Here is a 22,878-nt window from a genome sequence, read left to right on the forward strand (position 1 = left end):
TATGAGATAACTAAAGGATATTTCCTCTTATTACCTCAAATGGATTTTCGATTTCCATCCAGTGTTGTACTATAGTATTAACGCTAATAATTCAGGTACAGGTTTAGAAAAGAATTAGGAGGATATTAAAGTATGAAATTTAAAACTCATAATAATTCCAGAGAAGTAGAAGGCCTTGATAAATCCCTATTTTCAACCTCAGAAAAACGGAAGTACATACTTATTTTTGGGCTTATTATTTTTTTAACGCCTACATTCTTCTTAGTAATTGATTTTTTCAACCTAAGTTCATATATAGGTTTTACTGTAACCTATGATTGGTTGGGCTTTTTTGGTGGATTTCTAGGAGGTACGTTTGGGGGAATAGCAACCTTTATGGGTGTATATTTGACCTTGAAATATCAAAAAAAAGCTGATTATGAGAAGAATAGACTTTCTGTAATTCCCATACTCGAATATAAAATTAGCTACAATAAGGCTGACTTTGATAATTCTATGGGGCAATTATCAGATGAGGGTGGAATCCCCCATATCAATATTAGTAAAGCATCCTATCAAGATAAGAACAGCTTAGAATGGTATTTCAATTTGATTATTTGTAATGTGGGGATGGGGCATGCTCAAATCAGTAGAATAAATTTAATATTTGTAAACGGGAATAATCACGAAGAAATAATTAAGAAAGAGGAAATTGGTTATTCTTATAAATTGGTTAAAAAGGACCATGATAAGAGTTTTAAATTTCTGATTTATGCTCCGGGCGAAAATATTCATGACAATTTTGCTTATGGTTTGAAAATAAAAATAATGTATCAAGATCTTCTAGGGAATAAGTATGAGCAATTAGCCCACGCATCAATTGCTAGTTCAGATGGAATAAACTTTGCTAATCTTCATTATTATGAAAACTTTAAACATTTGAAGTGAATAATTCAAAGTTATTTAAAAGGCGGGTGCTTTAGTTTAATAGGAAACAAAAGACTGCAAAAGAAGTGGTCTTTTTATTTCATTTAAATACGGAACATTTGTTCGTATATAATAAGTGTGAGGTGATTAATATGGCGATTCGTGACCGTGGTAAAAAGAAGTGGCAGTTCGCCTTTGGAATGCCAGAACATATTAAAGCACAGCGTGATGTATGGAAAGATGACGAGAGGATTAAAAAGCCGATTATCGATACCTACGAAATTGACGAATTCGACCAACGGATATGTTATGCGATGGAGTACCGCTTTGAGGTAAAGCTGACGATATGGGATGACGGAATTACACACGAGATAACTGGTAGAATACATTACATAGATCCGATCACAAAGCAGCTTCGTGTAGAGGTAAAGGCTGGGGACTTTGCACGGATTTCATTTGAAGATGTAGTCGGAGTGATTGTCGTTGATTAGATATAAGGCATCTTAATAGTGTAAAATAAAGGATATAATCATTTATATCTAATGGAGGCAATTATATGGCTAGCCCAATTACAATTATCAAGAATGATAAACTGTTATTTGAAGCAACAAATATTCAAGAGGCTGCAAGATTTCTAGAAGAACACTTGAATACAAGTAAATATAAGTTCTATGATTCAATAGAACGTGGCTATGTTTATAGCATTCCTTATAATTTTAAGGGTGACGAATATCGTTTTGTTGCACCTGAAGAAGTTGCCGCCAACCGTCGACAAGAACTTGAAGAAAGTGACCATAAAAATGCTCGTCGTATTTGGTTAGTATCAAATAATCCAGAAGAATTTGAATTAGCGAGGGCGTATAGTGAATGTGAAACTTTAGAATGGAAACGATCTCGGAATTTTGAAAATGGTGATATTTTATTTTTATATGTTTCAGGAAATGTTCAACAAGTCTGTTTTAAAGTTGAAATTATACAAGGGATAGTACCACCTAATGAGGTTAAGTATAATAAAATGTTTTGGAAGGATTTAAAGAAATTTGAGGAATCCAAAGGAGGAAAATGGACACGTTTTCGTTTTCTGGATAAGGTGGATACTCCGGAGCTATCTCTTACTAAATTACGTGAATATGGTTTGAAATCGAATGTCCAAGGTCCGTTGAAACTTAATGGGGAACTTAGGGATTATATCATGTCGTTCTTTGAAAAGGATTTAACAGAAGGTTATTATCCAGATGAAGTTCATGATAATTTAGAAGAAGGTATGCGCAAAACTGTAATGGTCAATATATATGAACGCAATCCTATTGCTCGCAAGCGATGTATGGATCATTACGGGGTCCAATGTCAAATTTGTGATTTAAATTTTGAAGATACATATGGAGAAGTCGGAAAAGATTTTATCCATGTCCATCACATAATACCTCTGCACGAAATACAACAGGGGTATATTGTAGATCCAATAAACGATTTAATCCCGGTTTGTCCAAACTGCCATGCCATGCTACATCGTAAAGAAAATGGCGAGTATTTGACGATAGAACAATTAAAAGAACGAATTATAAGTAATAGAAAACTGTTACAGATTAAAGGAAATTTGGTGATCTAGTCATAACTGTACCCACAACTAAATATGATTGTGTGATAAAAAAGGGCCTCGGTACATGATCGGGGCTTTACACTTCTATATCGCAAACCTTCACGTCATATTCATCGATGTATTCCACTACTTTTAGCATTTGCTGAATTGTGTAATCCTTGTCAGATAAATCTTCTGCAATCAACTCGCCAGTCAAATCAAGAAGCTGAACTTTAATACGAGCAATAGTTAACTTCTCCTCTAATAATTCATTCACTAAACCACACCACACTTCCTTTAACTTTGCTAATACGTTGCACATATTTTGTAAACATTATGTGGACGTTGTGTGTACGCCCTTTTATTTTATAAGATAGGAAAAAATAGGTGGCGGACGAAAATGTACTAAATGGTAATTAGTGAAGAAAATTTGGTAGATAAACGGACTTCAGCAGCCACAAGAATGATTTGGAAAAATATTAGAAACAACTACAGTTTAAACGAATGGTTTAATTTCAATGAAATTAGAAATCGATTTCAGTATGATTTCACCGAGAAACAAATTAGTAATGCTTTAAGGCAATTTAAAAAGAGAAATCTTGTAAGAGCGGAACAAAAGGGAGTAAGAGTAATAAATGAAAGTTAGTTAATAGACCTTATTAAGCGAGTCCCACAAAAGAACCATATTCGTTTAGCAAACGTTATTGAAAATTATTTTATGGAAGACACTAATTCAAATAAATTAGCGACAATATTTTAAATGGAAGAGCAATTTCATAATTTATCACCTGAAGAGCAATTTCGTCAGCAGATGATGTTAATCATGGATAACTATAGAATGGAAACATTAAGAGATTGAAATAAATGTATTTAAATAGAAATTTCATTAGCGCAGCCATCTAGGTTGCGTTTTTTTTTATTTTTTTTCAAAAATCCGAAACGGTTTCTCATAGGGGTCGGATAAACCGGGTGTAAAGGAAATAAAGAATGATTGGAGGTGAAATGTATGCTTACTGCAACAACAATTAGAGTTGTTCGGGCCTATCTTAATTTATCGCAAGGTGAACTGGCAAACCGTATGGGCGTAAGTATAAGTTTAGTATCGGCAGTGGAAAAGGGAACGAAAAGGATTACACCCGAGTTTGCGAAGCGGTTTAAACGAGCAGTAGGAATAACCGATGCTGTTCTAATGGATATTGGATTTGTAAAAAGTATCATTAATGAATAGCATATATTTTTTTTAACTTTTATGTACAGAAATTACACTATTACAATTGGAGGAACTATAAATGAACACAAGAAAATTTTTAAAAAAGGATTTAGAAGGTTTAGAGTATTTAGAGTATGTACTGGACTCAAAATATGGCCATTGGGAAGTAGAAAATAGTATTTATGAGAGCATAATTTGGAATTTAGCTAGATGCGGGGATTTAGCTACAGCACAAAGTAAATTGGATCTATGTATTACCATATTAGAGTTATATGAAGAATTACATTGTTTGGTCGAAGAATTGAAAACTGGTGATTTTTTCATGAATGATATTGATGCTGAACTACTCGACAAAGCGTTAAAAGATTTAAGAGGGGAAACTATATTGGAGGGAACAAAAGATGAAACCGGGAACAGCTATTAAAAAACAGCAATTATCGGAAGAACAAATTCAAGAAATTTGTACATTATATTCAACTGGTGATTGGTCCCTTAAGAGATTGGCGAAGAAATACGGAGTTAGTAAGTATCAAATTAAAAAGGCTGTTAAAGGAATCGTCAAACCCAAACCAACTGCTTTACAACGTTTTAATGAAAAGTGGACTGAAGATGAGAACGGTTGCCACGTTTGGAAGGGATACAAATCTAAGGTAGGATACGGTCAGTTCAAAATGAACAAGAAAGTGTACCGTTCACATAGAGCGTCCTTTGAATTAAAAAAGCGACCGCTAGAACCTGGCGAAGTGGTTCGGCACAAATGTGATAATCCTAGTTGTGTAAATGTAAATCATTTGGAACTGGGAACAGTTCAAGATAACAATATGGACAAACTAGAACGATTCAGACAGCCTTGGCATTACGCTGTCATTGATTACCTAGAGATGCTCTTTATGTATCAAATTGGAGTTCCAATAGATATTATTGCTAGAAGATTCAGTATAAAAAAGACAACCCTAAAAAGCCGACTTAAGGACATGGAAAAGAGCGCTGTTGACCCTACTGAAGATAGGGTGTTTCACTATAGAGACCGGGCAATCCATGAGGATAGGGTAAAATCGTAAGTCCTATGTAAAGGACGGTTTCCACAGTTTGCTTAATTGCTAAACTAGGAGCCGTCTTTTGCATTTATAAAACTAAGAAAAAATAGAAGGGGTTTAAATTAATGTCAACTACTAATAGACAACTTGCACTTGTTAATCTAAGTACAGGAGAATCATTTGATATGTCAGAATACTCCTTGCGTTCCAAAAAGCAAGACGAGGCATACAAACGAATTCAATATTACCAATACGATAAACGATTATTCTCATTTGCAGATATGGATACCATTAAGTTCATTATTTCCAACGTCTCAACTGTCCATTGCGGTTACCTATTGATTCTTCAATGTTATATGGAGTTTGGAACAGGGAAGTTAACACTTACTAGAAAGGAAATGCCCAAAGCTGTTGGAATGTCTGAATCTACTTTTATAAGGTTTTGGAAAGTGATGCAAAGCTACGGAATTATCACTGATAAAGGTGGAGAATTCTATATGAATCCTTATTTCCATTTCCGCCAACAGCCGCAGCATAATCAAGTTATCAAAGTGTTTACCACCAAATTAAAGCAACTAAAAGAGGTGGTAACGGCATCCGAATTAGGGTTTCTGTATAAGCTATTGCCTTTTGTACATTACGATACGAATATGATATGTGCTGATCCGGTTACCGAGCCTGAGAATATTCAGTTCCTGAATAAAACTCAAATAGCGCTATTGGTTGGAATGGAGGAAAAGAAAGCGTCCAAGATATTGGACAAGTTGCGTAAAATAGGCGTTATTGCCGAGACAATTCGCCAGGATGATAAAAGAGATCGTATTTTCACTTTAAATCCATATATATTCTATCGAAAGAAAGGTAGGCCTGACCATACTTTACGGGGGTTGTTCGCATCAACACCTTACGGTAAATAAGAAATAGGTGTCTTTTTTGACAGTAAAAAGGCGTAATAGGTGTCCTTTTTGACACTAAGGAAAAGTGCCTTCGAACATTGGTACGTATGGGTTTGAACCACTTTGATGCTGAAATTATTTCTTTATCTTAGACAATACGAAATTATAGTTCTGGTCAACGGAATTTATGGTATCCGCCAAAAACGTAATAATGGAATAACCCTCGCCTAACGGCTCGGTGATGTAACCAAAGCTTATCAGCTTTAGTCACTTCAAATTAAATAAACGGTTTATTTTAAATGTGAAGACTGCCTAAGCAGGATTCAACTGAGCGTTAGCGAGGTTATTACGTTTGTGGCGTTATGTTGACGAAGTAATATAATTGGATAGATTATTCGCTAAAAACGCACCACATAGCTTCGGACTGCACAGGGGTGTAGGTGTTTGTAGAACGGACTACTTAGATCGATTTATGATAACCCAACGGACTGTGTTGTCCTATTAGTAATCAAACGGACTGTACAGACCTGAAAGTAAGGGGTACGAAATGTCCGAAGGGTAATGATCCGCAGCGATGAATTCAATTTGATGTAAAAACGCTTGATGACATGGCGGAAACTGTCACTTTTCGGAAAACTCGGGGGGGATGAAAGTCTACGTTGCGTGATTATGTGTTGATGTTATTAGGTTTCTCAATTGAAATGCTCTTTACCATACTAAAGAATATGACATAATAAATTTACAGTTAGGTCAGTATATTAAAAGAAAACATTTATATTTTAATAGAAAATGTCGTAATTTGGAGTTACTAGGTTTTTATGGTAAAATATTTGGTAAATTAATAGACGATTTGTGAGGGAGAATAATTGGACGTTTTTAAAGGACTTGGGTTAGAGATTGACGGTATTACAGGTACAATAAGCAGGTATACAAGTGATCCTTACATTAATAACACACTGAAGAATTTGAAGGACGCTGTATCTAGAAAAGACATTGAGGAATCTTTATTTTTATTGGAAAAAGTAAATAATTGGTATAGTGGTAATATTGAAAAAATACTAAAAAATACTTTTGCGATAAATCCAGATGTACATTTGAACATAAAAGGAAGCTTAGAAAAATATAAGGAAGAGTTAGAAAAAAAGAAAGAAGAAGTTTCTATACAAGAAGAAGAAAAAATTAAAGAGGTTGTTGCAAAAATGAAAAAGAAATTATTTATTAGTCATTCTTCTAAGGACGAAGTAGTGTGTACTTCATTTGTGGAACTTTTAGAAACAATTGGTGTTCCAGATGAAGCAATTTTATATACTTCTTCACCAAGACACGGTATCCCGGGAGATGCTGATATATTTGATTACTTAAAAGAACATTTGTCAGACGGAATTACAGTATTTTACATGCTTTCAGACAATTATTATAAAAGCGCTTATTGTTTAAATGAAATGGGAGCGGCATGGGTTGCTCAAAATGCATCTTCGACTTTTATTTTACCTAATTTTAGTGGTTCAATAGCGGGCGTAATAAATAAGAATAGGAAGGCGTTTAATTTAAGTCAACCTGTAGAATTAATTCAGTTGAAAAATAAATTAATCACTGAATTTAATTTACCAACAATTTCGGAAACAAAATGGGAAGATGCCAAGAATAAATTTTTAAGAGTAATTTCTATTTAATAGTTATCACTTACACTCTTCGTTTTCGAGGGGTGCTTTTTATTGTTTAATGCCTGATGTGATTTATTCGCAAAGGTATACAAATACGAACACCTTACAGATAGTGGTTAATCTCACATTCTACCGTTTTTTGTTTTGTTCGTAAAAGTATTCGTGATTATTTTCGAATATTCGTTAAGTGTATATACTTTCCTGAACCAAGTTTACCGTTATTATGAATCAAAACGAAAATAAGCCTTACCAAAACGGTAAAGCGTTGTAGAAGCTTAATTGGGAGTAAGTATTTGTGGAAACTCTTATATTAGTTGGAACAAAGGGGATAGCAAATCATTACTTCACATTATTGGTTTGCTTTTAACTTGTTTTTTGCACGGATTAGTGTACTCTTCGAAATGCCAGTCATCGCTTCAACTTCTTTGTAAGAATTCGTCTCTAGTAACTGTAAAGCGTGTTTTATCTGCTTTCTTTCGAATTTTGGAGGTCTACCCTCACGGAAATCCTCACGCTGCTTGGCGATTGCTTTTCCTTCCTGAGTTCGTTCTACAATCATATCACGTTCAAATTCTGCAAAACCGCTCATAATCGTTAGTATTAGCCTTCCAGTGGGCGTGTCTTCGACCAATCCCATATTCAGAACGTGTACCTTTACCCCTCTTTCGAATAAGGCTTTTACTGTATTGATTGCATCGACTGTAGAGCGAGCAAAGCGGTCTAATTTCGTAACTACTAGTGTGTCGCCTGTTTCTAGCTTATTTAGTACTTCTTGAAATTTCGGTCTGTCTGCTTTCGTGCCTGTGAACTTCTCCGAATATATTACCTCGCAACCTTCATTTTTTAACGCCTTTAGTTGCGCTTCCAGGTCTTGATGTATAGTACTTACCCTCGCATAGCCATATTTCATCGTTTTTCCCTCCTTTATTTATGAATCTAAGTTATGACACCTTTTAATACCTTGATAATACTGACATTATAAATCGGTGTCAATACTTAAAAGTTATGAAACTATGTACTTATAAAGGAGGAAATTCTTTGTAAGCCTCGAATATATAATAAGTTTTTTGTTTATCAACCAATTTTTATTGGAGGTAACGTTATGTATAAATACAGTGAGGAATTTGGAGTTCATTTAAATGTAAAGTCATCTCTTATAGTTCCGGTTACTCATATGGATGACATAAAGGAAATTATTAAAGCTGATGATTACCACTTATATGCTATTTGTAAAAGGCCCAGTATAAGATTTGATAATAATTGTACAACGCTTACACATAATAATTTACTTAAGACGAATATCCTTCTTTCTTTGGACAAAGAGGATGATAACCAGCTTAAATTCCCTGCTACTTTTCAACTTCCTTTAGAAAATAGTCTTGGACCGTTCACTTTTAAGCTAGTTAAGAATAAAAAAGAAATACAGGTTTATGATTCACATAATGATCTTGCTTATCATGGTAATGCTGCTATAGTTCTACAAGAGACACTGGACAAAACAAGGCATCTGCATTTCGAAAATGGTGAACGAGAACAAGCATGCGATACAGATGATATATGTCAAATAATTGGGTTAGAAGTATTATATATAGGTCAAAGTTTTGGTAACGAGGAAGAATCAACAACGGATGCATATGATAGACTAAAAAAACATGAGCCACTTCAAAACGTCCTAATAGAATTATTCGATTCTCCAGGAGAAGATATATGGCTTGTTTTATTAAGCCTTAAAAAGGATATCGACATATATAGTGTAAAATCTAGTAGTTATAAAATTACTGATACGAAGTTAAATCAAAAACATAAAGAAGATATTATTAATTTTAAAGTATCGCCAAAAAATTTATTACATGCAGTGGAAGCTCTTTTGATAGGTTACTTCCGCCCGGCTTTAAATACTGAATTCAATTATGATGATCGGTTATTCCCGTATCCAAATAAGAAATATAAAGAAATTCTAGACCTAGATTGTAACGCATTTAGTTTATTACTTAGTACTAGGGAAAAAATAGGGGAAAATGAAAATCGATTTGTTTCAACTAGAATATTTAGTTCTAAAAATAGAAATTACTTCCCAATGCATATAATTCATAAACCTTTGGATAAAGAGCGGGCATATATTTATGAAGACCTTGTAAACGTTACACCGGTAATATTTTTTAATGTATTAAAAGGGAAGAGTTTACAGAGGATCAAAAATCCAGTCTAATACCCTATCAAACGGAATAAGTTATTTAATTTTTTACTTATTTTAGAGTGGTTCACTGTTATAAAAAGACAACATTTCATTGCGAGCCGATTATGGTTCGCTTTTTTGTTTGCAACAATCTATAGGATGCCACCCCTTTGCAAGAGAGACCCGCTCCTGAAGATGCATATCGCCTGGTGTAACGCACACGTTGATATGATAACTCGTAAGCTTACCAGAACATATCAAGCACTCCCGGCTTTTACTAAACGTATATAAATTGGTAAACAACGCAAGGCCACCCGTTCTTTATAAAATGGGTTGATGTAACAATACAAAAGTGAGTTTATCAAAATATTTTTGAAAGGCTAAGAAGTTGTTAAACTGTTTAATATATTTTTAAATTGGGCAGGATTAAGAATGTTTTAGAAAGATATTTTTCATTATTATATATAGAATTTTTTAGTATAAGTAAATTTAAAAGGGAGTGACTTCTTTGCCCAATGGAAAAGGTTTGCGTTGTTTGTGGCGTACCTTTTAAGAATAAATATAAAAAGGTAAAAACTTGCGGTTACGACTGCGGGAATGAACTAAAAAAAAGAAAAAATGAAATTAAAAGAGCCGCTTCCATTCCTGAGGGGGTTATTGATAGAAGACCTGCTTCAAAAAAATGGGATACTCCTGTAATTAAATCTTGTTGTATTTGTGGTCAAAAGTTCGCTATACCGAAAAGTCTTCAACATCGATATTCAACATGCTCTGATGAATGTACCTCCCAAAGACATTCTAAATTACATAAGAAGTATGAAAGTATTAAGAAAAAATGCCAATGGTGTGGTAAAGAATTTTATCCAAAACCTGGTGTTGTTGCAGAAAAAAGGCTGTTTTGTTCTGATGACTGTAGATTGGAAGCACTAAATGCTTCTAACAGGCAGCACCGCCCCCCAAGGACAGGAACTTGTATTATTTGCAGTACTCCATATCGAAAAAAAAGACCAACTCAAAAGTGGTGTTCTAGAGAGTGCATGTGGAAGGACGAAAATTATATATCTCGGAGGTCATTAAGTCTAGCCGAACTAGCGAAGGGTAAAAAACCCACCAAAATAGAAAAATGGTTATATGAAGCACTTGAAGAAGGAGAGCTCAATTTTAAAAAGTATGTTCCAATAGGGGCATATATTGTTGATGCTTTATTAATTGATTACAACATGATAGTCGAAGTTGATGGTCGATATTGGCATGAAAAGAAAGCTGAGCATGATAAATTAAGAGATATAATATTGTCAAAAAAGGGGTATACAACGGTGAGATTCTCTGATGTTGTTTTAAAAAACAAAAAAAAATCAATACAAATAATTTTGGAAAGTATCAAGGAAATCATATCATTACAATTGAATAAAAAAAATGTAAAAGAAGAACGCCCATACAAAGTATTTTGGAGTAGGGAAATATTTAAAGATTTTCAATAAAAAATTTAAGTGACCCTTAAATGGATTGCTTTTTTTGTTCTCTTTAATCGGGAGGATGCCACCCCTTTGCAAGAGAAGCCCACCCTTTATATTGCTATTCGCCTAGTGAACTGCACACTTGGAAAGGAAACCTCAACCACTTGCTGCTCTAGTTGGTTAGAAGTTGATGTTTGAAAAGGTAAATTTTGAAATCTCGACCCCCTAATCTACAAGGAATTTGTTTCACATATATAGAAATGCTAGTGTTTTAGAACTAAAGAACAAGGTGAAAGCGGTGGAACAATAAAAACTAGCATATTCGAAAAAGGGAGTTTCTGAGTTATTGCAAATTGGTCAAAGTACATTTGGAAATATTGTCTATGCATGGAAGACTACAGTTATCAATTTACAAAAGGACAAAGAGGTGTTAAAACCTTTTGGGAAAACGATATAGAGGCCGTAGCGTAATTGAGAGATGTATTAAACGATACAGGGAACAAAGCTTGAGGAAGCTTATATCTTGGCACTAGAAAAGCTCTTGAAAACTTCAATATTTGTAGCTAAACCGCCCGAACAACCTTCTTTAGAGTAGGAGACCTACCCATTGTATGTTGTTTACATCGTTAGAGCCATTATTGGAACAGAATAGAGGGGATTTGTTGCGAATTGTACGTGAAGAAATCAGTGAAAAGTACTTTAGACGTTGTAACAGCAAGAAAGGGAGATACTTCTTGAACAACAAGAAGCACTCAACCTCGAATTACTAAAGAGAATGGAACAACAACAAACGTATTGACGACAGAATCGAAAAACTGAATCAAACGCCGATTACTTAACGAAAGTTCAGAAAATTAAACTTTTTACGAATGGTAAGGACAGTTTTCCTTTTTTTGTATTTATGTAATATTTGCTCATTTACAATTAATCTAGAATAATATACGCCCCAAGCCTTTTCATACCCCCCTTTCCCCAATTGCTGATACTTGCTAAATTGAAAATAAAAGGAAGAAATTAAAAACTTACGTTCGATTTCTCTTTTGTTTTTGCAATTTTTTAGTAAAATAGTAATATAAATATCCTTAAACTGTGGTGAAGATATATGAATATAAATTTTATTGACTTGTTTGCTGGAGCAGGTGGCTTATCTGAAGGGTTTATGAAACAGGGATTTAAGCCACTTGCACACGTAGAGATGGACAAACACGCATCCCAAACTTTGTTGACTAGGACGATGTATTGGGAATTAAAAAAATCGAATAGAGAAAGTATTTATGATGATTATCTAGAGGGGAAAATTACCAGCGACGAATTGTATTCTTTTTTACCTAAAGAATTATCAAATGTTGTAATCAACTGCGAAATATCGGAACAGACAATTAATAATATATTTGAAATTATTGATAATAACATGAATTTATTAGGCGAAAAAAAGGTTGATATAATTATTGGCGGACCACCATGTCAGGCATACTCGCTAGTAGGAAGGGCGAGGGACCCTTATGGTAAAGAAAATGACCCTCGAAACTATTTGTATAAACAATATATAAAATTCCTAGAAAGATATGAGCCAGATTTATTCGTTTTTGAAAATGTTCCAGGAATAAAAAGTGCTGGTAATGGCGCATTCTTTCAAGCTATGAAGGATGATATGGAGAGGTCGGGTTATACACTAGACGCTCGAGTGGTCGATGCTTCTAATCACGGTGTCCTACAGCGGAGAAAGCGAGTGATACTAATAGGTTGGAAAAAGGATTCCAACATGAAATTTCCTGATATTGAAACGGTGGTTAATAGCTATTGTGTTTCCGATATTCTAAATGACCTCCCAAAGCTCCAACCTGGTGAATCATTAGATAGGTGTAAATATGTTACTGAGGCATCTGATTATTTAAAAGATACAGGAATTCGAACTGGGAATTTTGTTACGCAGCACATAACTCGCCCGCATAATGACCGAGATAGGGAAATCTATCGTTTAGTAATTGAAGCATGGGAAAAAGATGGTACAAGGCTAAAGTATACTGATCTTCCCGACAACTTAAGAACACATAAGAATCTTAAATCTTTCCTAGATCGGTTTAAGGTTGTAGGAGGAAATACACCATTTTGTCATACGATGGTTGCACATATATCAAAAGATGGACATTATTATATTCATCCGGATAAACAGCAATTACGATCATTATCAGTGCGTGAAGCTGCCCGCATTCAATCATTTCCAGATAATTTCTTTTTTGAAGGGCCTAGAACTGCAGTTTTTACTCAAATTGGAAATGCAGTACCTCCTTTGCTTTCCGAAAAAATTGCTGCGGGTATAAAAACTATGTTTCTAACAACAATTAGTAAAGGGTGACAACTATGGCAGAACCAGTTCTATAAGTGCCTTCAGCAAATAGAATGATAGGGTCCATGAGGGATATTGGATATGACTTACCTAATTCTATTGCCGATTTGGTTGATAACAGTATAGCAGCAGGTGCAACAGAAGTGTTTGTTGACCTTATTTTCAAAGAGAATGAGTCGTGTATTCGGATTTTTGATAATGGGATAGGTATGTCCCCTAATCAAATCGATGAAGCTCTTCGTTATGGAAGTAACCGTGATTATTCTAGCAATGATTTAGGCAAGTTTGGTTTAGGTCTTAAGACTGCTTCATTAAGTCATTGCCGAAAGTTATCAGTTGCTAGCCGACAAAAAGGGAGTAAAGAAATATCAATATTGATGTGGGACATGGACCATATTGAAAAGAAAGACAGATGGGAAGCTTTAAGACTTGAATTACATGAAGCAAATCCCAATCTATATGAAAAATTACAAGATAATACAGGTACTTCAATACTTTGGGATGACCTTGATAGGGTTTCGACAGGTAGCTTAGATAAAGAAAGCTTTATTGCAAGTTGTAGACAAGTAGAGGAGCATCTAGGCATTGTTTTTCATCGTTTTCTTAATCAAGAAGCTAAGAGGAAACTACCTTTGGCTATTTATATTAACGGAAACCAAATAAAAGCTTGGGACCCATTCGTTAAGAATGAACCTCAAACAAGAATACTTCCATCCGAAGAATTTTCTTATGAACACAAAGGAAAGCAATTAAGTATTAAGGTTCAACCATATATCTTGCCTCATGAAAAGCTTTTTAGCTCTAAAGCTGCACATGTTTCAGCTGCAGGGCCTAAAAAATGGAATAGACAACAAGGATTCTATATATATCGAAACGATAGACTAATACAAAGTGGTGGTTGGAATAGAGTACGAGCAGCAGATGAACATACAAAGTTAGCACGTGTTGCAATTGATTTTAATTCAGGTGCAGACGAGTCGTTCAAAGTAAATATTGCGAAGATGACAGTACAATTACCAACAAAAGTCCGACCAGAATTAACTAAATTTGCGTCCCAAATTGCATCTGCAGCTGATAAAATCTATCGTGAAGGATCTAAAAAGAAGAAGCAAAATGGCATGTCATGGACAAGTAATTCATCAAATGGACAAATTTCGAAACCTAATTCCCAAAGTAACCATGTACCGAATTCAGTTTCAAATTCAACTAATCAGAATAATATAACATCCAGTTCCACACCCAATTTATCTTCTGGGAGTAATCCAAAACCAAGTGCAGCACAAAATCCGACTTCTTGGAGTAACCCAAAACCAAGTGCAGAACTAAATCCGACTTCTTGGAGTAACCCAAAACCAAGTGTAGCACCAAATCAAACTTCTCACAGCAGCCCAGCATCGAATATAGTACCAAATTATTCACCAACCAATGGTTTATTTCAAAACGGTGGAGCTATTTCTGAACTAGGGTCTGGCAATGACTTAGTTCGTGCGGTAATAACAGTTCTAGAAAGAGAGCTATCTGACAATCCCAAGACCCTTAATCGCATTATGACCTCATTAGCAAAGTTAAGACCTGAATTTAGAACTAGCAGGGAGGAATAAAAAATGCAAAGTATTGACAATTATTGTAGAATCGCTAGAACGTTGATGGACGCTCTTGGGCTATCCATTGAAGAAGCAATAAGTAACCCTGCTATTCCTCAGGAATATAGTAATTTAGTTTTAGAAGCATTAGAAAGTGAGAGATTTATTATAAGTGACCCTAGTCTCATAGAAGATGAGAATAGGGATCACGATATTTGGCTTCCTAATGTTGATCGTAATCATTGGTATTATTGGCCTAGGCTCAGGAAGTACTTAATTGACCAAAAAGGGTGGCCAATTGAGACTGTGAGGTCTATTGATGATGCCACAGATAGAATACTAGGAGCTATGGAAGACCCAGCAAAGTCTTCTTTTGATACAAGGGGTTTGGTTGTTGGATACGTCCAGAGTGGTAAGACAGCTAATTATACGGGCTTAATAGCAAAAGCGGCAGATACAGGATACAGATTAATTATAGTTTTAACAGGGATGCATAATACTTTAAGATATCAAACGCAAGTTCGGCTAGATAAGGAGCTGGTAGGTAAGCTAAATGGAGAATCAGTTGGTGTAGGGATACCTATATCTGAAAAAGAATGGTATACGTTAACAAAAGCGGATCCTAAACAAGGAGATTTTGAGCCAGGAAATACAGGAACTTCTGTCCTTGGTTATTCTAAACCCGTACTAATTGTTACAAAAAAAAATGGACCTGTTTTAAGGAAACTCATAGATTGGTTGAGCCAAACACAAGAACATACTAGGCATAATATACCTTGTTTAATAATAGATGATGAAGCAGATCAGGCATCGGTAAATACTGGAGGGAATAGGCCTCTAGAGGATGATTGGGATAATGTTGAAGTAGAAAATCAGGACCCTCCTAGCGCAATTAATCGTTTAATAAGAGAACTTCGTGACTTATTCATAAAGAAAGCTTATGTTGCATATACAGCAACTCCCTTTGCAAATGTTCTAATTGATTATGAAGGACGTGATGTCCAGGCTGGCGATGATTTATATCCTAAATCATTTATTCTAGCCTTACCAAGACCAAATGGATATTTTGGAGCAAGAGAAATATTTGGGACGATAGATGGCGAATATACTGGAATGAATGTAATTCGAAGAGTCCCAATTACTGATATACCATTTCTAGTCCCTGAGCGGCGGTCAGAAGTGGAGACTTTTGAACCACGAATCCCTGGAAGCTTAAAAAGGGCTTTAAAGGATTTTATCCTAGCTGGGGCTGCTAGAGTTGCGAGAGGACAAGACAATGATTCAATGGCAATGCTGGTACATACAAGTTACAGAACTCTAATACAAGAAAAGATGGCAAGATTGCTTAAAAATGATTTTGGTTCACTCCGTGATGAGTGGCGATATTTTAGGGATGAATTAAAAGCAGATTTACAACAAATCTGGGAGACAGATTTTAGACCTGTAACACGATCTGTAAACGTCGAGTTCGATATGTCCTTTGGAGAAATTGAGGATCATATTGGTACTTTTTTGGAGCAGGTGACATTTAAGGAATTGCATGGGGATTCTAAAGATGAAATTGACTATGAAAAAGATCCAAATCAAAAGATAATTGTTATTGGAGGGAATCGTCTATCACGTGGATTAACACTTGAGGGGTTATTAGTTAGTTATTTCGTTAGACCAACTCCATATTATGATACTTTAATGCAAATGGGAAGATGGTTCGGGTATAGAAATGGTTACGTTGATGTAACACGGATATATACCACAAAAGTTCTTTCAGAATGGTTCAGGGATTTGGCAACAGTTGAAGAAGAACTTCATGGAGAAATTGCTAAATATGTTTATGAAGGAGTGACTTCAACAGAGGTGGGCGTACGTATTCGCCAACACCCTGCCATGTTGGTTACTAGTCCCTTAAAGATGCAAAAAACCCACATTGTTAACATTTCACTAGCTAACCAAACACTTCAAACAATTACCTTCCCACTTGATAATTATGATTGGTTGAGAAGAAATATTGAAGTAACGAGAGGGTTTCTTTCTTTATTAGGACCGCCAACTGAAACACATGGTGAAAGTAAACCTATATGGTCAAATGTTAAGTCGGAAGATGTTTTGGATTTCCTTTCAGAATACATGACAGACCCTGAAGCAACCAAGGTAAGAGCAGAAAAGCTAGCTGATTATATTTGTAGACAGAATGAAAATGGGGAATTAACTAACTCGGTTGTAGCTGTAATTGGAAGAGAGAAGTTTGATAAAGAACTAGGTAAACTAGATCTTGGAATAACTGCTTATGGTGAAATTAATTTAATTAATCGTTCTAAGTTATTAAATACTAAGTCGTTAAAAGCAATTGCATCTGCTGATGACCAAAAAATAGGATTGAATGAAGACCAATTAACTCTTGCTGAAGATCTGAAGGAAACAGAGAATATGAAAATTTCTGAAGCACTTCGTTATGTAAGGGACCGACGGCAGGGACTGTTGTTACTTTATCCAATTAGTAAATATTCTACAGTACGATCTGATAATGGTAAGGATGAGGATAGAACCAGGGAACCTTTGTTCAGTAATCCAGATTCGGCTGAACATGTAATTGGAATTGCAGTAGTTTTTCCTCATTCAAATAATGCTGCAACAGTTGAATATCGTTTATCGTACAGATTTGATGGGGGAGAATAAATGACTACTAGAGAAATCACAGAAGATAGTTGGCGTGATTTAGAGGACTCACTCCCAGCATATGGTTTATATAACGCTAAGAAATTAGAGGGTAATGAAAAAATTTTCCTAGCTGTAAACCATAATGGTTTTCGAAATGTTTTATTAAAAATAAATTGTATTGATTCAGCTATCAATGATAACCACAGTAGGGGGCTTAAAGTAGAAGGTAAAAACTTAGTTGTTAATGAAATTGAAAATGCTTTCATTGTAATCTCATGTTCTGATAAAGAGGGAAATAAAACGTTTAATCTTGTTGCTTCCGATATTCTGCATAAAGTGGTTTCAGGGCTAAAACCAGCAGATGCCGTTATTCAAACGTTGGAGAAATGGAGGAAATTTTGGGGAAGTAGTTTTAGAAAAATACTAACTGAGGAACAGATAAAAGGGTTGTTTGGCGAACTTTGGTTCCTTTTGGTCTGGCTTTTACCTCAAAATTATAAATTTGTTGAAAACTGGGTTGGTCCTAGTGGAAGTAGAAATGATTTCGAGTGGAAGAACCTTGCGATTGAAGTAAAAACTACTTCCTCAATAAGGGGGCATATACACAGAATAAATGGGATAGAACAATTAGATTCTCCTCAAGATGGTGAGCTGTATTGTTTTAGTCTTCGAATAAGGAAGGAGAAAACAGCTCAAAACACTCTGCCAGTCCTAATCAAAAGAATACAGAATTTGTTAGCAAGTAACCAACAATTGCTTGATTTATTTGATGAGAAAATAGCTATTTTGGGGTATTCTCCAGCTCATGAGGTTGAATATTCGGAATATCAGTACAGAGTTATTGATGAAAGACTCTATGTTGTAAATGGTGAATTCCCGAGGTTGTCTGTATCTTCTTTTCAAGACGGTGTTCCATACGGAGTTGAACGTATAGATTATGATGTGAATTTGGAAGTATGCCAAGAATGCTTGATTGCAAATAATCCATATGAATTCAATAGCGTACTAAAAAATAATTGATTACGGCTCTTAACTCTCGAAGATGGACGTTATGCTGGAGTGATGGAGCTTGGTGTTCAGTCCTTAGTCCATAAGCAAATTTACTCTAAGCAGGTAATCCGTGAAGAGAAGGACTTTGTGTTTATTGAGCAGTTCGAATGTAGAGTAAAATATCGTAATCTAACGAAGGCAGGATTATTGCGTCTTCCTAGTTTTGTGGAGTGGGTATAGCGCCTGCTCCTTTTTGTAATGTCGTCCCCGAAATGTGAAATAGGAGATTGACAATCATACTAGCCATTAGCTATTATAAGACCGTAAAGGACGAACTTAAACTGTAACGAACTTTAGTAGAAAACTGTGTTAGGCGCTGATTGAACGTTGATGTGACGCAGATTGGACGGATTGAACGACTTTAGAGTGTCCTCCACAGTCTTCAAAACTGCTTGAGACCTGAGTGCCAGGTCTGGTGGGTTCGATTCCCACGCTGTCCCGCCAAACCTTGATTTATAAGGGTTTATGAGGTTTTTGATGAAGGTGATTGAAAGGTAAAGTTGTTGGCCAACATCTGAAAATATTATCTTTGGTCACATTTTGGTAACATGGATATTTTTAAAAATTTACATAGGTTATTTGATGAGCTGCTCGAATTGACGAGCCGCTTCTTTTTGCATTTTTGGTAACATATGAGTGTAAGTGTCCATCGTAATCCCGATTGTTGAGTGTCCCAATCGTTCTGAAACAACTTTGGGATGTACTCCTTGTTGCAGCAATACTGAACCAGATTGTGTATGAGTTAGTTTAGCATTAATTACGGGGAACCGTACCACATATAAAGGCTTTTTTTTATGAGAAGGGAATCTATAGGTGTTATCTTAAGGTATAAAGGGGTGTAACTAATAGCAAAAGGAGCCTTTGCTTTTAAATTAGGCTCCTTTTTTAACTATTTACTTTCATTTAAGGAAGAATCTTTGGTAAATCTCTTTTTCATTTTCGAACATTTTGGACAGTTTGTACCATTAATTTTTGTACGATTATATACTTTTGTTTGCCATTCATGCCTCTCACTACAGACCCACCAAATTCTTTTGTCGCTTCCCTTAGTTACTTCTCTTGGAGTTATGGTACCATTTTTTTTAGAATGCCATTCTTCAGCAATTTGTGGATGAGTAACAGCTAAGTTATTTTCGTCAGAAACAATTTTATTTGTGCAATAAGGACAACCACTTTTCTCCGTTCGGTGGCTGATGACTGCTTCCCAAACATGACTGGGACTGATATCACAACGCCACCAAACCTTTCTATTACTAAACCGTTTAACCTCAAAAGGGGTAATTGTGTTCAGTTCCCAATTCCAGTACATTGCGATATCGGGATGCGTGATTGCCAAATTATTATGGTGTGTTGCTTTATGCCCTGAACAAAAGGGGAAGCCACTCTTATCCTTTATACGGGAACTTATAAGGGCTTGCCAAGCATGAGATGAATCTTTTAGGCACTTCCACCAGGCTTTATAGTAGCTATTTCCTGATGAATATAGGTCAGGAGTATGTTCCCCATTGAGCTCAGGATGCCATTGATCGGCTATTTCCGGGTGTGTAATGGTTATATTGTTATCAGACCCAATATATCTGTTTGAACAGTATGGACAGCCACTTCCCGCAACTCTGCTGCTGACAGTGGCCTGCCAAGAATGGCCACTATCACACTGCCAACAAACTTTCTCATCGCTGCCTTTCGTGATATGAGAAGGTTTAAAAGTACCATTTTGTGTAGGGTGCCACTGAACTACTAATTCTGGATGACTTTTCTCTAACGAATTCGCTTTCTCCCAATGCACTATTAAATCCCTTATCTCCGTCCTGTCTCTATCAATATCAATGTCAACTTCTATATGAGGTATACCCTTAATATTTTCTTCTATCCACCTAAAAAGCAATTGTATGTTATTTCTTAATGAGGATTCACTCTTTTGGACTTGCCAGAAATGAACATTTTGATTAGGAGAAGTGTATTCAGGACATCCATCTTCACGAAAACGAATTAAGATTAAATTCTCCCTATTGTTCTTTAGGGATCGATCTTTTCGGATGTCTCTTTCAACATCACGATGAAAAAATGAACCATCATATTCGATTGCTAAATTAATGTCTTCTATTAAACAATCCAAATGAAATTGTGAAGGGCTGTTATAGATTACCCCTTTCTGAGCACGCTTAAAAACTTTATTTACATAAAAATAGATAACCCACTCAGGAAATGATGTTTTTTCCTTTTTTAAGCAATCAGGGCATGCTTTTGAAACAACCTTTTTCTGTACTGCTAAATAAGTTATGTGCCCCTTATGACATAACCAGTATCGTTTTTGTTTGCTCATTGGGGTCACATCATACGGTGTATCAGAGTTTAAGGTTGGATGCCATTCTCTTGCAATCACTGGATGTATCGCCTGTAAGTTATTTTCAGGTGAAGCATAGTATCCTGAACAATAAGGACATCCTCCTCCAACGTCTCTTGTTCGATTTGAAACAGTTGTTTGCCATTCATGTCCTTTTACACAACGCCACCATAATTTTTTATTGCTTTTTATTCTCACATCTTTAATGGAGATATTGTTTTTAGTGGGATGCCACTCTTTAGCAATCTGAGGATATACTTCTTTTAATGAAGGCTCACCATCCTTTCTTTTACTTTTACGTTCATCATTGCATTCTGGGCAACCATTCCCTTTGTTGCGATTTCTTACGATTGCTTCCCAACTATGATTTTTTATACACTTCCACCCTACTTTTCCTTCATAAGAGACATTTACATCTGCTTGGGTAAGAGGGAAGTTTTTTTCCATATCCCATTCTGAAGCTAAGGTTGGATTTTTAAACAAAAGAGACTGTTTAAAAAGTGGTTTCCTTAAAACACTTTGTATGTCTTTTCTATTTTCATCTACCATAATCACATAGTTCCTCTCTTTTCTTAATTTCCTTTATTACTGAATCAAAATCATATTTACTGTATATACTGTTAATGCAGAAGCTAATATAGTTATGACCAAGAAATATTATTATTAAACTTAATTATTAAAAAATTGGAAGGTGTATTTAGATATGTATTTAACGGATACACATAAAGAACTTTTAGAAGAATGGGATTACGAAAAAAATAAACACATTAACCCTGCAGCCACTACAAATGGCTCCAGGAAACGCGTGTGGTGGAAATGTAAAAATTGTAGAGGAGAATGGGAGGCGTATATTTTTAATAGAGTGAATGGAAGCGGGTGTCCCTCTTGTAGAAAAAAGGGGGTTTTGTTGGAAAAAAGCATAGCCTTCCTTTTTAATGATTTAATAAAAGAATGGGATATGAAGAGGAACCGAGAATCCCCAGAGGATTTTAGCATTGGTTCTCAAAAAAAAGTTTGGTGGATATGTACGAAAGGTCACCATTATCAGGCTAGGGTTGTTAACCGTACAAAAAATGGTTCGGGATGCCCTTATTGTGCCGGAAAAAAGGTAGAAAAAAATGCATCATTAGCCGCTATAAAACCTAAACTTTTAGAGGAATGGAATTTTGAAAAAAATAGAGATGTCAACCCTTCAGACTTTTTACCTTATTCTCATAAGAAGGTTTGGTGGGTGTGTAAAAAGTGCAACTGGAATTGGGAAGCGGAAATAGCAAGTAGAAGTAATGGAAGTGGTTGTCCAAAATGTAAAAATCGTAAGTCACCACAATCATTAAATAAGTCTTAATGTAAATTCAACGTATTGCTCTAAAAGAGAATTTTTTGATTGAAATAAAAACTGCCCCATAAACAGTTGCGGTGACTCCTACAATTAAGTAAATTAGGATTTTTTTATAATAAAGAAGTTGAAAGCATGACAACCAAGGGGAAGAGAATTTTTCTGCTGATGATTACTCTTCTCCTTTTTTAGTATGCTTTAAAAGTCCTTGAAGGGATTTGTTGTTCATATAGCGAAAAAAGTACTATAAAAATTTCTTGATAAAGGAGAGCTTCCATAGATGAATCTAAATGATTTAGCTAGGATATTGAATGAAATGTACTCTAATGCTTCTGAGGGCGATCGAGTAGCAAAAGTTCATTTATTTGGGGTAAAATATGCAGAGTGTATATTGAGAAATAACTATAAAGCTACTGAGATTGTTCGTTTATCAGGTATAAAACCGTCATATGCAACTGAAATAAGTAATGGGATTAAGTTGTCTAAGTATGAAGTGCCAAGGGAGCATGAATGATGAAGGTGTCTACAAATTCGTGAAAGCTCTATCGAAAGTAATGTTAATAAGCTCATTGATAATCAGAGAATAGCTATGCAAAATAACAAGGCAGAAGGGAGAATAGACAACGGCTACCACAATC

At 35.3% G+C, this 22,878-nt stretch carries 20 protein-coding genes and 1 pseudogene; 17 read left to right on the forward strand and 4 right to left on the reverse strand.

The features are described from left to right. Positions 1-132: 132 nt before the first annotated feature. The 3 genes from RCG21_RS17200 (at position 133) to RCG21_RS17210 (ending at position 2,515) form a co-directional block, all read left to right on the forward strand. Positions 133-927, forward strand: coding sequence for a hypothetical protein (locus RCG21_RS17200; protein ID WP_308913456.1), 795 nt, complete (start codon positions 133-135; stop codon positions 925-927). 131 nt (positions 928-1,058) lie between these two features. Further along, on the forward strand, positions 1,059-1,397 hold the full coding sequence (locus RCG21_RS17205) for a YolD-like family protein (RefSeq protein WP_308913457.1): 339 nt from the start codon (positions 1,059-1,061) through the stop codon (positions 1,395-1,397). A 65-nt stretch (positions 1,398-1,462) separates the two neighbouring features. Continuing rightward, a complete protein-coding gene (locus tag RCG21_RS17210) occupies positions 1,463-2,515 on the forward strand; it encodes an HNH endonuclease (RefSeq protein WP_308913458.1) in 1,053 nt (350 codons plus the stop codon). Between the two features lie 67 nt (positions 2,516-2,582). Here RCG21_RS17210 and RCG21_RS17215 read toward each other — a convergent pair whose 3' ends face one another. Then, complete coding sequence (locus RCG21_RS17215; RefSeq protein WP_308913459.1) at positions 2,583-2,807, reverse strand: hypothetical protein; 225 nt, start codon at positions 2,805-2,807, stop codon at positions 2,583-2,585. Positions 2,808-3,491: 684 nt separating this feature from the next. On the opposite strand from RCG21_RS17215, the gene RCG21_RS17220 reads away from it, so the two are divergent. The 5 genes from RCG21_RS17220 (at position 3,492) to RCG21_RS17240 (ending at position 7,301) form a co-directional block, all read left to right on the forward strand. Continuing rightward, on the forward strand, positions 3,492-3,713 hold the full coding sequence (locus tag RCG21_RS17220; protein ID WP_308913460.1) for a helix-turn-helix transcriptional regulator: 222 nt from the start codon (positions 3,492-3,494) through the stop codon (positions 3,711-3,713). Positions 3,714-3,774: 61 nt separating this feature from the next. Continuing rightward, the gene (locus RCG21_RS17225) at positions 3,775-4,119 is read left to right on the forward strand and encodes a hypothetical protein (RefSeq protein ID WP_308913461.1); all 345 of its coding nucleotides are present in this window, start codon (positions 3,775-3,777) and stop codon (positions 4,117-4,119) included. Further along, positions 4,097-4,756: an HNH endonuclease gene (locus RCG21_RS17230; RefSeq protein WP_308913462.1), complete on the forward strand. Its 660-nt coding sequence runs from the start codon at positions 4,097-4,099 to the stop codon at positions 4,754-4,756. The genes RCG21_RS17225 and RCG21_RS17230 overlap by 23 nt, the downstream gene beginning before the upstream one ends. A gap of 101 nt (positions 4,757-4,857) precedes the next feature. Beyond that, positions 4,858-5,649, forward strand: a complete 792-nt coding sequence (locus tag RCG21_RS17235) for a hypothetical protein (protein ID WP_308913463.1) — start codon at positions 4,858-4,860, stop codon at positions 5,647-5,649. 845 nt (positions 5,650-6,494) lie between these two features. Continuing rightward, the gene (locus RCG21_RS17240; protein WP_308913464.1) at positions 6,495-7,301 is read left to right on the forward strand and encodes a TIR domain-containing protein; all 807 of its coding nucleotides are present in this window, start codon (positions 6,495-6,497) and stop codon (positions 7,299-7,301) included. A 340-nt stretch (positions 7,302-7,641) separates the two neighbouring features. Here the strand turns inward: RCG21_RS17240 and RCG21_RS17245 are convergent, their stop codons facing one another. Further along, positions 7,642-8,202, reverse strand: coding sequence for a recombinase family protein (locus tag RCG21_RS17245; RefSeq protein WP_308913465.1), 561 nt, complete (start codon positions 8,200-8,202; stop codon positions 7,642-7,644). Positions 8,203-8,394: 192 nt separating this feature from the next. Here RCG21_RS17245 and RCG21_RS17250 point away from each other — a divergent pair, with 192 nt between their 5' ends. From RCG21_RS17250 to RCG21_RS17280, 7 genes are all read left to right on the forward strand, one after another. Then, on the forward strand, positions 8,395-9,501 hold the full coding sequence (locus tag RCG21_RS17250) for a hypothetical protein (RefSeq protein ID WP_308913466.1): 1,107 nt from the start codon (positions 8,395-8,397) through the stop codon (positions 9,499-9,501). A gap of 482 nt (positions 9,502-9,983) precedes the next feature. After that, complete coding sequence (locus tag RCG21_RS17255) at positions 9,984-10,949, forward strand: endonuclease domain-containing protein (protein ID WP_308913467.1); 966 nt, start codon at positions 9,984-9,986, stop codon at positions 10,947-10,949. Positions 10,950-12,027: 1,078 nt separating this feature from the next. Then, entirely contained in the window at positions 12,028-13,281 is a 1,254-nt protein-coding gene (locus RCG21_RS17260) for a DNA cytosine methyltransferase (protein WP_308913468.1), read from the forward strand. A 56-nt stretch (positions 13,282-13,337) separates the two neighbouring features. Further along, on the forward strand, positions 13,338-14,873 hold the full coding sequence (locus RCG21_RS17265; protein WP_308913469.1) for an ATP-binding protein: 1,536 nt from the start codon (positions 13,338-13,340) through the stop codon (positions 14,871-14,873). 3 nt (positions 14,874-14,876) lie between these two features. Beyond that, on the forward strand, positions 14,877-17,528 hold the full coding sequence (locus tag RCG21_RS17270) for a Z1 domain-containing protein (RefSeq protein ID WP_308913470.1): 2,652 nt from the start codon (positions 14,877-14,879) through the stop codon (positions 17,526-17,528). Further along, on the forward strand, positions 17,529-18,530 hold the full coding sequence (locus RCG21_RS17275) for a PD-(D/E)XK motif protein (RefSeq protein WP_308913471.1): 1,002 nt from the start codon (positions 17,529-17,531) through the stop codon (positions 18,528-18,530). It abuts the gene before it with no gap. Positions 18,531-18,569: 39 nt separating this feature from the next. After that, on the forward strand, positions 18,570-18,740 hold the full coding sequence (locus RCG21_RS17280) for a hypothetical protein (RefSeq protein ID WP_308913472.1): 171 nt from the start codon (positions 18,570-18,572) through the stop codon (positions 18,738-18,740). A gap of 395 nt (positions 18,741-19,135) precedes the next feature. On the opposite strand, the pseudogene RCG21_RS17285 reads toward RCG21_RS17280, so the two are convergent. Both RCG21_RS17285 and RCG21_RS17290 read right to left on the reverse strand, forming a co-directional pair. Beyond that, positions 19,136-19,306: pseudogene (locus RCG21_RS17285) on the reverse strand (site-specific integrase); the annotation flags it as partial. A gap of 143 nt (positions 19,307-19,449) precedes the next feature. After that, positions 19,450-21,453, reverse strand: coding sequence for a zinc-ribbon domain-containing protein (locus RCG21_RS17290; protein ID WP_308914274.1), 2,004 nt, complete (start codon positions 21,451-21,453; stop codon positions 19,450-19,452). Positions 21,454-21,607: 154 nt separating this feature from the next. Here RCG21_RS17290 and RCG21_RS17295 point away from each other — a divergent pair, with 154 nt between their 5' ends. Then, entirely contained in the window at positions 21,608-22,249 is a 642-nt protein-coding gene (locus tag RCG21_RS17295) for a zinc-ribbon domain-containing protein (RefSeq protein ID WP_308913473.1), read from the forward strand. 271 nt (positions 22,250-22,520) lie between these two features. Next, entirely contained in the window at positions 22,521-22,754 is a 234-nt protein-coding gene (locus RCG21_RS17300; protein ID WP_308913474.1) for an HTH-like domain-containing protein, read from the forward strand. Positions 22,755-22,878 lie beyond the last annotated feature (124 nt).

Source organism: Bacillus salipaludis (assembly GCF_030938565.1).
GTDB lineage: Bacteria > Bacillota > Bacilli > Bacillales > Cytobacillaceae > Neobacillus > Neobacillus salipaludis_A.

Bases quoted from the DNA above. Each gene is read 5' to 3' on its own strand.
- RCG21_RS17245 (WP_308913465.1), bottom strand. From the start codon at position 8,202: ATGAAATATGGCTATGCGAGGGTAAGTACTATACATCAAGACCTGGAA.
- RCG21_RS17255 (WP_308913467.1), top strand. From the start codon at position 9,984: ATGGAAAAGGTTTGCGTTGTTTGTGGCGTACCTTTTAAGAATAAATAT.
- RCG21_RS17290 (WP_308914274.1), bottom strand. From the start codon at position 21,453: ATGGTAGATGAAAATAGAAAAGACATACAAAGTGTTTTAAGGAAACCA.
- RCG21_RS17270 (WP_308913470.1), top strand. From the start codon at position 14,877: ATGCAAAGTATTGACAATTATTGTAGAATCGCTAGAACGTTGATGGAC.
- RCG21_RS17215 (WP_308913459.1), bottom strand. From the start codon at position 2,807: ATGTGCAACGTATTAGCAAAGTTAAAGGAAGTGTGGTGTGGTTTAGTG.
- RCG21_RS17300 (WP_308913474.1), top strand. From the start codon at position 22,521: ATGAATCTAAATGATTTAGCTAGGATATTGAATGAAATGTACTCTAAT.
- RCG21_RS17265 (WP_308913469.1), top strand. From the start codon at position 13,338: ATGAGGGATATTGGATATGACTTACCTAATTCTATTGCCGATTTGGTT.
- RCG21_RS17275 (WP_308913471.1), top strand. From the start codon at position 17,529: ATGACTACTAGAGAAATCACAGAAGATAGTTGGCGTGATTTAGAGGAC.
- RCG21_RS17250 (WP_308913466.1), top strand. From the start codon at position 8,395: ATGTATAAATACAGTGAGGAATTTGGAGTTCATTTAAATGTAAAGTCA.
- RCG21_RS17210 (WP_308913458.1), top strand. From the start codon at position 1,463: ATGGCTAGCCCAATTACAATTATCAAGAATGATAAACTGTTATTTGAA.
- RCG21_RS17220 (WP_308913460.1), top strand. From the start codon at position 3,492: ATGCTTACTGCAACAACAATTAGAGTTGTTCGGGCCTATCTTAATTTA.
- RCG21_RS17235 (WP_308913463.1), top strand. From the start codon at position 4,858: ATGTCAACTACTAATAGACAACTTGCACTTGTTAATCTAAGTACAGGA.
- RCG21_RS17260 (WP_308913468.1), top strand. From the start codon at position 12,028: ATGAATATAAATTTTATTGACTTGTTTGCTGGAGCAGGTGGCTTATCT.
- RCG21_RS17230 (WP_308913462.1), top strand. From the start codon at position 4,097: ATGAAACCGGGAACAGCTATTAAAAAACAGCAATTATCGGAAGAACAA.
- RCG21_RS17200 (WP_308913456.1), top strand. From the start codon at position 133: ATGAAATTTAAAACTCATAATAATTCCAGAGAAGTAGAAGGCCTTGAT.
- RCG21_RS17225 (WP_308913461.1), top strand. From the start codon at position 3,775: ATGAACACAAGAAAATTTTTAAAAAAGGATTTAGAAGGTTTAGAGTAT.
- RCG21_RS17295 (WP_308913473.1), top strand. From the start codon at position 21,608: ATGTATTTAACGGATACACATAAAGAACTTTTAGAAGAATGGGATTAC.
- RCG21_RS17205 (WP_308913457.1), top strand. From the start codon at position 1,059: ATGGCGATTCGTGACCGTGGTAAAAAGAAGTGGCAGTTCGCCTTTGGA.